This is a genomic window from Rhizobium sp. N122 (assembly GCF_002211295.1).
Lineage (GTDB): Bacteria > Pseudomonadota > Alphaproteobacteria > Rhizobiales > Rhizobiaceae > Rhizobium.
Genome location: NZ_LOKU01000014.1, coordinates 89,498 through 101,546, shown reverse-complemented (window position 1 = coordinate 101,546; position 12,049 = coordinate 89,498). Strand labels below are relative to the sequence as shown.

At 59.8% G+C, this 12,049-nt stretch carries 10 protein-coding genes and 1 pseudogene; 4 read left to right on the top strand and 7 right to left on the bottom strand.

Annotated features, from left to right (window positions below):
- Positions 1-794: 794 nt before the first annotated feature.
- Entirely contained in the window at positions 795-1,568 is a 774-nt protein-coding gene (locus ATY75_RS13320) for a response regulator transcription factor (RefSeq protein ID WP_064836443.1), read from the top strand.
- A 5-nt stretch (positions 1,569-1,573) separates the two neighbouring features.
- Here the strand turns inward: ATY75_RS13320 and ATY75_RS13315 are convergent, their stop codons facing one another.
- A complete protein-coding gene (locus ATY75_RS13315; RefSeq protein ID WP_088937911.1) occupies positions 1,574-3,556 on the bottom strand; it encodes a diguanylate cyclase in 1,983 nt (660 codons plus the stop codon).
- A gap of 472 nt (positions 3,557-4,028) precedes the next feature.
- Between ATY75_RS13315 and ATY75_RS13310 the strand changes: the two genes are divergently transcribed.
- Positions 4,029-4,232: a hypothetical protein gene (locus ATY75_RS13310; protein ID WP_064836447.1), complete on the top strand. Its 204-nt coding sequence runs from the start codon at positions 4,029-4,031 to the stop codon at positions 4,230-4,232.
- A 32-nt stretch (positions 4,233-4,264) separates the two neighbouring features.
- Here ATY75_RS13310 and ATY75_RS13305 read toward each other — a convergent pair whose 3' ends face one another.
- The 6 genes and pseudogenes from ATY75_RS13305 to ATY75_RS13280 all read right to left on the bottom strand — a co-directional run bounded on the left by ATY75_RS13305 (position 4,265) and on the right by ATY75_RS13280 (position 9,573).
- A complete protein-coding gene (locus ATY75_RS13305; RefSeq protein WP_088937910.1) occupies positions 4,265-4,990 on the bottom strand; it encodes an SDR family oxidoreductase in 726 nt (241 codons plus the stop codon).
- Between the two features lie 11 nt (positions 4,991-5,001).
- Positions 5,002-6,063 carry a sn-glycerol-3-phosphate ABC transporter ATP-binding protein UgpC gene (gene ugpC, locus ATY75_RS13300; protein ID WP_088937909.1) on the bottom strand — a complete coding sequence of 354 codons (1,062 nt, stop codon included), beginning with the start codon at positions 6,061-6,063 and terminating at the stop codon, positions 5,002-5,004.
- 52 nt (positions 6,064-6,115) lie between these two features.
- Positions 6,116-6,322 carry a DUF2160 family membrane protein gene (locus ATY75_RS13295; protein WP_088937908.1) on the bottom strand — a complete coding sequence of 69 codons (207 nt, stop codon included), beginning with the start codon at positions 6,320-6,322 and terminating at the stop codon, positions 6,116-6,118.
- Between the two features lie 4 nt (positions 6,323-6,326).
- Positions 6,327-7,163 (bottom strand): annotated as a pseudogene (locus ATY75_RS13290) (carbohydrate ABC transporter permease).
- A 4-nt stretch (positions 7,164-7,167) separates the two neighbouring features.
- Positions 7,168-8,043 (bottom strand): sugar ABC transporter permease, encoded by an 876-nt coding sequence (locus ATY75_RS13285; protein ID WP_088937907.1) that lies wholly within the window; start codon positions 8,041-8,043, stop codon positions 7,168-7,170.
- 96 nt (positions 8,044-8,139) lie between these two features.
- A complete protein-coding gene (locus ATY75_RS13280) occupies positions 8,140-9,573 on the bottom strand; it encodes an extracellular solute-binding protein (protein WP_088937906.1) in 1,434 nt (477 codons plus the stop codon).
- A gap of 294 nt (positions 9,574-9,867) precedes the next feature.
- Here ATY75_RS13280 and ATY75_RS13275 point away from each other — a divergent pair, with 294 nt between their 5' ends.
- The gene (locus ATY75_RS13275) at positions 9,868-10,752 is read left to right on the top strand and encodes a sugar phosphate isomerase/epimerase (protein ID WP_088937905.1); all 885 of its coding nucleotides are present in this window, start codon (positions 9,868-9,870) and stop codon (positions 10,750-10,752) included.
- Positions 10,753-10,813: 61 nt separating this feature from the next.
- The gene (locus ATY75_RS13270; RefSeq protein ID WP_088937904.1) at positions 10,814-12,028 is read left to right on the top strand and encodes an ROK family transcriptional regulator; all 1,215 of its coding nucleotides are present in this window, start codon (positions 10,814-10,816) and stop codon (positions 12,026-12,028) included.
- Positions 12,029-12,049: the final 21 nt, after the last annotated feature.

Here is a 12,049-nt window from a genome sequence, read left to right as displayed (position 1 = left end):
CGTTCGCAAATCCAGAGAAAGAGGTCGCACCATCATTGCCGGCCTCCACACCAGCAATGACCTTGAATCACAAAATCAAAGGCAAGGGAATCTCCGCACGATTCCGATTAGCGCTGACAGACTCTAACAGACAGCCTCCCCACCTCCATGGCGCGGGCTCAACTGCACGACATCGTTCTTCGTGCGACTTTTCAGGCCACGTGTTCACCCTTCCTTCGCCCGGCTTTCGTCTCTTGGGCCGACATGGCGTCCAACGGCCGGCTGACATGCCGACCATTCCACCATAACCAATCTGCTCGTCGGCGACTTCGAGGAGGTCGTCGGCGCCTGCGCGGTATTTCTTGAGGGAATTGCGTCTTTAGAGCGCAGTTTTTACTAATCATAACGGGTAGGCGGTGTTCGCAGGCTTTGGTTGCTTTTCCCTGTTGTCGTTTTGCTGTCGAGATATGCAACTGCTTTGAGTTGAGATTGCGCAACAAAGCCCAGCCGATCGGCAGCCGTTTTTGTCCAGCAGGTCGTTGCTAATAGGTCTGTAGAATATTGTTTGCTTTTTCAGCGCCTTTGAAAGTTTTGTTGACTTGCTCGCCATGCGTAAACTCGAAGACGTTTGGAAAGTCTTTAATAGAAAGTCGAACCGTCATATAATCGTGAACAATCTCTTGAATGTGTTTTGCGGGACCAGTTGTCGCTCGCAGAAATTTTATAGACTATAAGAATTATCATGAGAGATGCGGCTGTTTATATCGACAATACACTCGCTTTTTATCATGACATGTAGCAAGAACAGGGATAGGATGAGTGACTGTTGGGTTGCACACATTCTGGGGAGCACGCAAGTGTCCGACAGTGCTGGAATAAAGCGCCGGCGCAATGCACCAACTGTGATCATTATTGAGCATTCTACACTGGCGCGCACGACCGTGGTGAAGCTTCTGGAGCGGGAACTCGCCGGGTGGAACTTTATCGATTTGATTTCGACCGAGAGTCTCGACCGAGCGCTCGGCGCCGAGGTACGTCTGATCGCATTGGATCTGGCGGGCAGAGACGTCGAGAGCGCCAGCTTGCGTGATGATCTCGCCGCGATTGCTGCACGTTTTCCTGAGGCGCCTATCACGTTGCTCTCAGCTACGGATGACGCCATCATAGCGCGTCAGGCGCTCAAGATCGGCATCCGCGGCTTTTTCTCGACTTCACTTCAAATCGACATTGCCCTTGCCGGTCTTCGGCTCGTTCTGGCAGGAGGAACATTTTTCCCGCAGCTCTTGGGAGCCGCTGCAAACGGCTCAAACGAGCATAGCCCGGCCAGAAATGAGGCCGAGAAAAGCTTGGATGACAGGACGCAGTACCTGGCGCTTGCCGATTTCACGCCCCGGGAGGCGGATGTCCTCGCGGAGTTGCAATCCGGCTGCTCAAACAAGGTCATTGCCGGAAAACTCAATTTGTCGGGACATACGGTGAAGATGCATCTGCAGCACATCATGCGCAAGCTGCAGGCGCAGAACCGCACTGAAGTGGTTGCCCGCTTGATTCAAAGAGCCGCCGGTGGCCCTGACGCCTCGCCGAGCTAGAGTTTTTAGGCGCCTATCTGCTGTATCGGCGTGTCAGCAGAAGGCTCGGCAACGACCGCCTGATTTCGCCCTGCCTGCTTGGCGCGATAGAGCGCGCGATCAGCTTCGAGCAATAGCGCTTCCGGAGAGATATTCTCATCCGGCGCTGCCAGCGCAATGCCGACGCTGAGCGTCACGTGCCCGAAAGGCGATCCTTCATGCGCCAGCTTGACGGCCGCCATTGCCGAACACAGGGCCTGTCCGATGGCGGGCGCGTTCCTGGCTGAGGCGATCCGTGCAATGATGGCGAATTCCTCTCCGCCATAGCGGGCAACGAGGTCCTGTTGGCTGCGCGTATTGCGTTCCAGCACCCCGGCGATTTCCTTCAGGCAGGCGTCTCCCGCCGGATGGCCGTATCGGTCGTTGTAACCTTTGAACCAGTCGGCGTCCACCATGGCAAGCATCAGCAGGTCCTGACCTTGCCCAAGCCCGGCGAGCTCGCTTGCGAGAACCGCGTCGAAGCGACGGCGATTGGCGACGCCCGTCATCTCGTCCGTCTGGCTGATCGTCACGAGTTTCTGATTGAGCCGCTCCAGCTCGGAGGTTCGATCCCGTATCTTGCCCTCAAGCGCCTCATGGGCTGCGTGAACGCGCGCGGCCATCGACGCAAAATCGCGGGCAAGCTCGCCGATCTCGTCGTCGGAGTGCGTGGGCAGGGCGTCGTTGGCAACGGTAACGCCGGAGCGGCCGACCAGCTGCGTGGCGTGAATCAATCGCACCAACGGTTCGGCGACCTGCTTTTGCAGGATCGAACGGAGGATGAAGAGTTCGACGAACAGGGTGAGCAACCCGACCGCGACGACGATCCCGAGATTGGTGAGGACGGCTGGCCGCATCAGAGATTTCGGATAGTGGACGGCAAGCACCCAGGGCGTATCCGGAATCCGGCCGACCGCGGCAATTTCGCTGGCGCTGTCGACGAGCGACACCGAACCCGCTCCGATCGACCGGCTCGCCTTCAGCAATGGCTGGTAGTCGGCGAGTGCCAAGGAGGAAATCGAGGCTTCGCCGGCGCTGGCCGTGATCGCATCGGCATATTTGCCGTCGAAGATCAGAGTTCCCTGATCATCGGCCGCAAAGATCGTCGCGCGTGCGCCCGGCAGCGTCGGATTTGCGGTTCGTTTCATCAGATCGTCGAGCAGCACGTCGACGCAGGCCATGATGCGATGCTTGCCTGAAGCGTCAGGCGCATCGGGCGTCGCGATCGTCGTCATCCATGCATTGTTGGAGGGATCCCAATAGATGCGCGTAAAGAACGTATCGTTTTGAGGCCCGCCGAAGCCGCGGGAGAAAAATTCGAAAGTCTCGAGCTTCAGCGCATCCGGGCCTTCATATTTGAAAACCTTGGCGATGTCGGCAGCCTGATAGATCGGGAAGCCTTTTTCCGGGACCACGCCGTAGAAATTGAAGAGGCGGCCCTTGGTGGCAGAACCGAATTGGTAAGAGAGCAGGTAAGACAGCGCAAACCGCGTTTTCACATCCTCATCCGGCGTCACGTCGGGCGCGTAGGTCGCCGACATGTCGGGAAATCTGCGCCCATCGGGCAAAGGCTCGCCTTCAAACAATCCGGGACGCTGGGTGTAGGATCCATCCTCATGGCGATAGAAAATATCATCGAAACTCCGTGCCAAGGATTGCCGGGCTTCCGGTATCGCGTAGATCCTGCTGAATTCGGCAAGGAAATTCTTTTGGAGGTCCTTCACTTCGCGGAAGGGCAGCGACTCGCGCTGCAAAGCCTGTTCCGTCGAAAAGGAGAGCTGCGAGCGCAACGAGCGCTCAAGCGCGGAATGATTGATGAAATAGGACACGCCGCCGGCACAGGCGCAGACCAGCGCGATGCGCAGTGCCGCAAGCCGCAACGCCCGCGACGCCAGAGTATGGCGTGTTTTCTGCTTCACCTTCGGTCTGAAGACCATCCTCAACAACGTGCTCATGCCGGTGCCGCTCATTTCAGTGCTCCGGCCTGCATGATCGACAACCCGATTGCGTCGACCGCTCGCATGCCAATAACCAGCAGGCTGCTCGAGATCATGCATTTACCTCAGTCGTTGGAAGCAAGCCCGTCCGGCTGCCCCTCGAGAGCAGCATCAAGACGTCGTGCATTTATGGGCATCGGGGAAAGCGCCACAATTCATTCGTGGCGTGACGAGTTCGGCAGCGGCGCCGAAGCTCGGCCAGCGCATCGAGACATTGCTCGAAGGACTGGAGCCATTAAGGCGTGGCGAGAAGTTAACAAAGGATGCCGACGTCGAAGCGCCGCCGAAGTTGCCTGCGCGATTCGGATAAACTTCGCAAAACGGATCAGCTGGCGGTCGCGCGGCGTGTCAGCCCTCGGGTGTTCGTTTCAGCTGGTCTCATATCGTGAATCCCAGGTGGGAACCGCGAGTCCGGCGGTCCGTTAGTCCTAAAGGAATGGAGGACATGGACATGCGCAAGAAGAAGAAAGCCATCGTCGAGGCGGCGCTCGAGTCCGAGTATGAGCGCCAGCCGCTCGGGATCATGAATACGGAACAGGCGCTGGAGCTGGAGGATTCCGACGGTCTTGTGTTCAGTCATCCGGACAAAGAGGCCGGGGTAACCGATCATTTCGTCGATCAGGACCAGTTGCGCCGATTGGTGCAATAGCCGACGCCGCCGCGAGCGCCGCCGTGCCGGCCTCACGCAATCATATAACCGCCGTCCACAGGCATCGATATTCCGTTCACCATGGCCGCCTGTTCGGAGAGCAGGAAAAGCACGACCTCGGCGACGTCTTCCGGCTCGGCGAAGCGGCCGACCGGAATTCGCTGCTTCATTCCCGCCGCCTTTTCGGGATCGCTCCACGCCTTCACCGCCATCGGCGTCAGCGTCACCGTCGGGTGGACGCCGTTTGCGCGGATGCCATGCGGCCCAAGCTCCTTTGCCATGACGCGCGTCAAGCCGTCCAATCCACCCTTCGAGGCACAATAGGCAGCGTGGTCGGGGATGCCGATGAAGGAGGCGACCGACGAGACATTGACGATGGCGCCCTTGCGGCCTTGCGTGATCAGCGAGCGGGCATATTCCTGCGCCACGATCATCGGCGCACGTGTGTTGACCGCAATAAGACGGTCGAATGCTTCAACTGTCGTCTCCAGGAACGGCTGCAATTCGGTCGTGCCGGCGCAGTTGACGACGAAATCCGCGGGCAGGGCCGCAATCGCCGCCTGCCGCGTCGCCTCGGCGTCGGCGAGATCGACCTCGATGGCGCGGCAGCCGAATTCCTCTCGCAGCACAGCGACATCGGCGGCACTCCGCGTCAGGGCGACGACATCAGCACCCCGTTCGGTGAGCATTCCGGCAATTTCCCGTCCGATGCCTTTGCCGGCGCCGGTTACGATGACCGTCTTTCCTTTGAAGTCCATTGTTCGTCTCCTCACAGTCTCTGGCCCGTTTCCCGATCGAAGATGTGCGCACGCCGGGGATCGATGTGGAAATACACCGTCCGTCCGGGATCTACCTCGATACGCTCGCGGATCAAGGCGTCGATCGGCACACCTTGCGTACGGCCGAAGATCAACGTCTCCGAACCGGTGGGCTCGAACACAGAGACTTCAACGGGAACGCCGTCGTCGCCGATCGTGATGTGCTCCGGTCGGATGCCGTAGGTCACGGCTCGTCCGTCGTCCGCATTCGTCTTGTCGATGGGCAGGACGACACCCTGGTCGGTGACGACGACCTTCGTGCCGTCGCGGGTGGCGATGCGGCCCTGAAGGAAGTTCATCGATGGGCTGCCGATGAAGCCGGCGACGAAGAGGTTGACCGGGAAGTCGTAAAGATCAAGAGGCTTGCCGATCTGCTCGACCCTGCCGTCGCGCATTACCACGATCTTGCTTGCCATCGTCATCGCCTCGATCTGGTCGTGGGTGACGTAAACGGTGGTGGTCTTCAGCCGCTGGTGAAGCTCCTTGATTTCAACGCGCATGGTGACGCGCAGTTTGGCGTCGAGGTTCGACAGCGGCTCGTCGAACAGGAAGACCTGCGGATCGCGGACGATGGCGCGGCCCATCGCCACGCGTTGACGCTGCCCGCCCGACAATTGCTTCGGGTAGCGGTCGAGATAACGCGTCAGGTCGAGGATCTCGGCCGCCTTGCCGACCTTTTCGTCGATTTCCGCCTTGGGACGCTTGGCCATCTTCAGCGGAAAGCCCATGTTTTCGGCGACCGTCTTGTGGGGATAGAGCGCGTAGCTCTGAAAGACCATGGCGATGTCGCGCTCCTTCGGCGGAGCGTTGGTGACGACACGGCCGCCGATCCGGATGTCGCCGCCGCTGACGGTCTCGAGACCGGCGATCATCCGCAGCAGGGTGGACTTGCCGCAGCCGGAGGGGCCGACCAGCACGACGAATTCACCGTCCTCGATGTCGACGCTGACGCCGTGCATGACCTGAAGCGCGCCATACCGCTTGGTGACGTCGCTAACCTGTACGTTTGCCAATGTCCTTCCTCCCTAAAACAGCGCGGCTTGTGTGTTGACGGAAGCCACCGGCTCATCCCTTCCAGACGATGTAGGCGCCAAGCACGGCCGAGATTGCCGCCGCGCACCATACCGAAAGACCGAACGGCTCGATGAACCGCATCCAGAACAGCGAGAGCGCCACCCAGATCACCACCGAGATGAACAGCCGGTCGAACCAGTTCGTTTCGATCGGCAGAAATCCCGGTTTGCGTTCTTTGTTTCCCGATTGAGAGGTCATGGCTTCACCCTTTCACGGCACCGAAGGTCAGGCCGGCCACGATGTGGCGCTGCACCACCGAAAAGACGATTAGCGCCGGGACCAATGTCAGCATCGAAATTGCGGCCATGATGCCCTAGGCCGTGCCCGTGGTTGTCACATATTCCGACAGGCCGGTGGTCAGGGTCCGCGCATGGAAATTGGTGAGCGTGGCCGCAAGCAGATATTCGTTCCACGCAAATACCCAGGTCAGGATCAGCGTCACCGCAAGACCCGGGCGTGCCAAGGGAAAGACGATGTCATAAAGGACGGTCCATGGGCTGGCGCCATCCATATAGGCCGCCTCGTCCAGCTCCTTCGGAATGCCTTCGACAGTCGGGCGCAACGTCCAGATGGCAAAGGGCAGGTTGAAGGAGCAGTAGACCAGGATCATACCCAGCCGGGAATCGGCGAGCGAGAAGTCGCCGATTTTGTAGACCTGCGTCAAAAGCAGGAAAAGCGGCAGCAGAAAGACCGCCGGCGGCGCCATGCGGTTGGTGATCGTCCAGAAAAAGATGCTTTCCTTGCCGGCAAGGTCGAAGCGCGTCAGCGCGTAGCAGGCGAAAAAGCCGAGCGTCGTGACGAGCAGCGCATTGCCTGACGAAATGATCATCGAGTTGAGCATGTATCCGCGCAAGGTCGGATTGGTCAGCACATCCTGGTAGTTCTTCCAGAAGAAACTGCGGAGAACGACATCGGGCGTCGAGAACAGGTCGAAGGGCTGTTTCACCGATATGACGAAGAGCCAGTAGATCGGGAAAAGCGTCGCGAGGCTGATCAGGATCCACAGCACGACCGGCAGCCAGGGGTTCTGGGTCTTCATCGCCTCAACCTCTCTTCACGCGGGGCGCGATCAGGCCGACATAGAGCAGCCAGCAGACGACGATGGTGAGGTAGAGGACGATGACGGAGATCGCCGAACCGTAGCCGTAATTCGTCTTGGGGAACACTTCCCGGAAGATATGGACGCCGATGTAGCGCGTCGACGAACCCGGGCCGCCGCCGGTCAGCATCAGGACTTCGTCGACGGTGCGCAGCGCATCCATCAGCCGGATGAACACCGTGGCGAGCAGAGCCGGGCGGATCAGGGGAAGCGTAATATGCCAGAAGATCTGGCTCTTGCCGGCGCCGTCGATCTGCGCCTGCTCGAACGGATCCGGCGGCAGCGAGACGAGCGCGGCGATCAGCGACAGCGTGACGAGCGGCGTCCAGTGCCAGATGTCCATGACGACAGTGACGGTGAAGGCTGCGGCGGCACTCTGGCCGATATTCAGATCGTAGCCGAACCAGCTCCTGAGAAGATAGGGGATGATGCCGATCGACGGTGTGGTCATCAGCTTCCAGACGGAGCCGACGATGATCGGCGCCATGATCAGCGGCAGGGTGTGGATGGTGCGAAACAGCGCTTTTCCGGGAAAGTCCTTCAGCAGCGCCTGGGCGAGGATATAGCCGAGGACCAGCTCCGACACGACCGCGAAGAAGACGAAGGCCAGGGTGATGCCGAGCGAAGCCAGGAACTGGGCGTCGAAGACGAGCCGCCGATAGTTGTCGGCCCAGTTGAAGACCATGCCGGGGTTGGCCGCGAACGGGTTCCACGCATGGAACGAGACCCAGAGGACATAGATGAACGGAAAGATCCCGAACAGCCCGAGGATTATTATGGTCGGTGACAGCAACAGCCACCCGAGCTTCTGCGAATGCATCGCTATCCCCCATTGAACCTGATGCCGACGTCCGCTCCATCCAGGGAGCGAAAGATGACGGGTCGTAGGAAACGACCCGTCAGTTGGGGAGGATGTTTATTTACGATAGCCGAGCGAGGTGAGTTCCTCTTCGGCCTTGGCCGCCATCTGGTCGAGGCCTTCATCGGGACCGATCTTGCCGGTCAGGATATCGTAGAAGATCGGCGCTGTGGCTTCACGCACCTGCGCATGGAAGGGGTAAGGAGGAGCGCCGGCGAAGAGTTTACCCTCGTCCTTCAGCATCGTGTAGAAGCCGCCGAGCTTGGTATCCATCTCCTTCACCTTGGGATCGTCGAACGTTGCCTTGTTGGTGATGCGCGGGGCTGCGATCGCCCAGTCCGGCTGCACTTCGTTCTGGCCGATGAATTCGAGAAACAGCAGCGACGCTTCCTTGTTCTTCGACGTGACCGGCACGCCGAAGGCGCCGCCGTCATAATAGCCGATATAGCCCTTTCCGGCTTTCGCATCGTCCAGCACGCCCGGCTCCAGCGGCGGCAGTGCGAACCCGACCTTTCCCACAACCTTCGACTGCGCAGGGTCGCTGGCGATCCACGCGGCGTTCTCACCATAGATCAGCCCCTGGGCGACGCGGCCGGCGGCGAAGGTCGTTGCGGTTTCCGTCCAGGTTGACTGCGTCGATTCCGGCGGAGCGATGTCGCGCAGGTGCAGCCAATATTTCAGCGCGGCCTTCGCCTTGTCGCCGTTCATCGAGCCGCCGTGTTCGACCGTCGCCGCATAATTGTTCTTGGCGTCGATGCCCCAATTGTAGACGCCGAATGTCGGCACGATGGACTCGAAGAATTCATACCAGGACGCCGGATGGCCGGTATGGGCCTGAGCGGTCGTGCCCCAGAGCTCCAGGCCGTTGTCCTTGCCGTACTTGGTGAAGAATTCGGCGATCTGCGTATATTCCTCGTGGGTGGTCGCCGGCTTCAGGTCCTTGCCGGTTTCCTTCTTGAAGGCTTCCTTGATCTTCGGATCGTCGAAGAGGTCCTTGCGATAGAGATAGGTCTTCAGGAAGGCTTCCATCGGCGTGCCGAAGAGATCGCCGCTGGCATCCTTGAAGTAGTCGGCAAAGCTGGTGAAGTTCGCGTCGTCATAGGTCGGCGCCTTCAGATCCGGCTGGTCCTTCAGCGTCTTGGTGATGTCGACAAGGAAATTCCTGGCGAGATAGGAGTAGATGATGTCCTGCTCGATATAGACCATGTCATAGATGCCGGTCTTGGCTTCCATGTCCTTGATCGCCTTATCGTACATCTGATCCCAGGACGTCGTCTCGATTTCGACCTTGATGCCCGTCTTCTTTTCGAATTCCGGCGCGAGCACGTTCTTGATGTAATTCGACGGCGGCGTGCTTTCGGTGACGCCGTGCAGGGTCACGCCCTTGTATTTGGCGCCGGCGTCAGACCAGAAATCAGCCCGGGCCGGCGAAGCAGTCGTGGCGAGGCCGAGCGTCAGCGCAAGCGCGCTAGCCTTCAAAGCATAGTGCATTTCCAATCCTCCCAGATAGCAGCGAGATCATTTCGCCGGTGCTTGTGTAGGCCAAAAAAACCAACAGCGCAATATTTGTTGTCTAAACGTGCAAATATACGGCCTATCCCATTGATTTCTGCTGAACTAATTTCGCGCAAAGAAGGAAGGGCAATAGCAATCGAGATAAATTGCTGCATCGCAAGGGAATTTTGCGAAGCAGCAAAAAGCCATCGCGAAAATTATTTGTTGTCTTGCCAAACTAAATGGCATAGCACTGTGCGCAATCACCGGCATATCGCGGAGGAAAAACCTATGCGTCGATTGGGTATCCATTCATTTGTATGGACAGGCGGCCAAACGCAGGAAGGGCTGGAGATGGCCCTCAACAAGACCGCCGAACACGGATATCGCACCATCGAATTTGCCTATCTGCGGCCCGAGAAATTCAATCTCGACCGGCTGGCAAAGCTGGCGCAATCCCTCGATGTGGAGATCGGCGTGACCATGGGTCTGCCGCTCGACAAGGACGTTTCGAGCGAGGATGCCTCCGCGGTGTCGGCCGGCCGGCGGACGCTGGCCGACGCCGTTCGTGCGGTCCGCGATATCGGCGGCAACAAGCTCGGCGGGATTCTTTATTCCGCGCACACCAAATACAATCGCCAGCCGACGAAGAAGGGCTGGGACAACAGCGTCGCCGCGATCGCCGCGACCGGCGAAGTCGCCAAGCAGGCGAATGTCGATCTCGTGCTGGAGGTGGTCAACCGGTTCGAGACCAACCTGCTGAACACCACGGCCCAGGGGCTGAAATTCATCTCCGAGACGGGATCGGCGCATGTTCGTCTCCATCTCGACACGTTCCACATGAATATCGAAGAAGCCAATCCGGCCGCCGCCATCCGTCTTGCCGGCGACAGGATCGGTTATTTCCACATCGGCGAAAGCAATCGCGGCTATCTCGGTGACGGCGTCATCGACTTCGATCTGATCTTCGACGCCCTGCTCGACATCGGCTACGCCGGCGACATCGTGTTCGAAAGCTTCTCGACGGCGGTCGTCGATGAAGGCCTGTCGCTCGCCTGCGCGATCTGGCGCGATACCTGGGAGGATAATGATCTGCTTGCGGCGCACGCCAGGCGCTATATCGAGCTGAAATATGACGAGGCCAAGCGCCGCCGCGCCACAAGCGCGCGGTCCTGATTATCCTTCTGACAGCCTGTTCCAGTCGTGTAAGGGTGGGCGGCTTGAAGGGAATTGACATATGAACGACACCGTCTCCATCGGAAGTTCGCCGCGCAGGATCCGGCAGAACAATATCGTCGCCGCCCTGCAGACGATCTACGCCCACCGAAGCCTCAGCCGGGCCGATCTCGCCCGCAAGCTCGGCATGAACCGCTCATCCTCGGGAGAGATCGTCGCCGAGCTGACGGAGGGCGGATTCGTTCGGGAGTCGGAGGAGAGCGGCAAGCCGCGCCTGGAGCATTCCCGTGCCGGCCGTCCCGGCATCATGCTCGAACTGGTTCCCGACGCTGCCTTCTTCGTCGGCATCGAGATCGGCGTCGAACATATATCGGCTGTCGTTGTCGATCTGTCCGCCGACGTTCGGGTGTGCCGGAAAATGGCGTTCGACACACCGTCTTCGACGGTGGAGGAGGCCGTGGCGCAGGGTATCGAGCTCATCATCGGTGCCATGGCGAAGAGCATGATCGACCGGTGCAGAGGCCTGGGCCTATCGACGCCATCCCACGTTCGCCCGGATGGATTTGTCACGCTGGCGCCGATCATCGGCTGGCGAGACGTGCCGCTGAAGGAAATTGCGCGGTCAGCCTTCCCGGCCGCCGTCCCGATCGCGGTCGAAAACGACGCCAACGCCTTTGCGATCGGCGACAGCTATCGCCACGGTGCCGCAGGGGTGACCCTGTTCCTGCTGATGGAAACGGGCGTCGGCGGCGGCATCATGATCGACGGCAAGCTGTTTCGTGGCGGCCATGGCCTGGCGGGAGAGATCGGCCACACCCTGGTGCCGGGAAGCGGCGGTCAGAAGCTCGAGCAACTGATCGGTCGCGAGGTGCTGATCGGGCAGTATTGCGAGGCCGTCGGGCGCGAGGACGCCGATCTGCAGGACTTTCTTGGCGACGTTCGTGACCGTGTCCCGGCCGCGGTCAACATCGCCGAAACCTGGTCGCGCCATCTCGCCTATGCATTGCTGCAGGCCTGCCGTCTGCTCGACCCGGACAGGATCGTGCTGGGCGGCTCCGTGGCATCGCTCTATCCGATGGTGGCTGCCCGCGTGGCGGTCCATATGTCGGAAGGCCAGAACATCGCTTTCCCCACGCCGGAGATCGTCGTGGACGATGATGCGGAGTTCGATTCCGCCTTCGGGGCGGCATGCATGCTGCACCGGCGCTTTCTGTCGCTGGAGAATGAGGAGTTCGGCAGCGACGACGGTGCGCCGGCCCAACCGGCGCTGAGCTAAGACAACAGGGATCGAAAGCAG

Bases quoted from the DNA above. Each gene is read 5' to 3' on its own strand.
- ATY75_RS13320 (WP_064836443.1), top strand. From the start codon at position 795: ATGAGTGACTGTTGGGTTGCACACATTCTGGGGAGCACGCAAGTGTCC.
- ATY75_RS13315 (WP_088937911.1), bottom strand. From the start codon at position 3,556: ATGAGCGGCACCGGCATGAGCACGTTGTTGAGGATGGTCTTCAGACCG.
- ATY75_RS13310 (WP_064836447.1), top strand. From the start codon at position 4,029: ATGGACATGCGCAAGAAGAAGAAAGCCATCGTCGAGGCGGCGCTCGAG.
- ATY75_RS13305 (WP_088937910.1), bottom strand. From the start codon at position 4,990: ATGGACTTCAAAGGAAAGACGGTCATCGTAACCGGCGCCGGCAAAGGC.
- ATY75_RS13295 (WP_088937908.1), bottom strand. From the start codon at position 6,322: ATGACCTCTCAATCGGGAAACAAAGAACGCAAACCGGGATTTCTGCCG.
- ATY75_RS13285 (WP_088937907.1), bottom strand. From the start codon at position 8,043: ATGCATTCGCAGAAGCTCGGGTGGCTGTTGCTGTCACCGACCATAATA.
- ATY75_RS13280 (WP_088937906.1), bottom strand. From the start codon at position 9,573: ATGCACTATGCTTTGAAGGCTAGCGCGCTTGCGCTGACGCTCGGCCTC.
- ATY75_RS13275 (WP_088937905.1), top strand. From the start codon at position 9,868: ATGCGTCGATTGGGTATCCATTCATTTGTATGGACAGGCGGCCAAACG.
- ATY75_RS13270 (WP_088937904.1), top strand. From the start codon at position 10,814: ATGAACGACACCGTCTCCATCGGAAGTTCGCCGCGCAGGATCCGGCAG.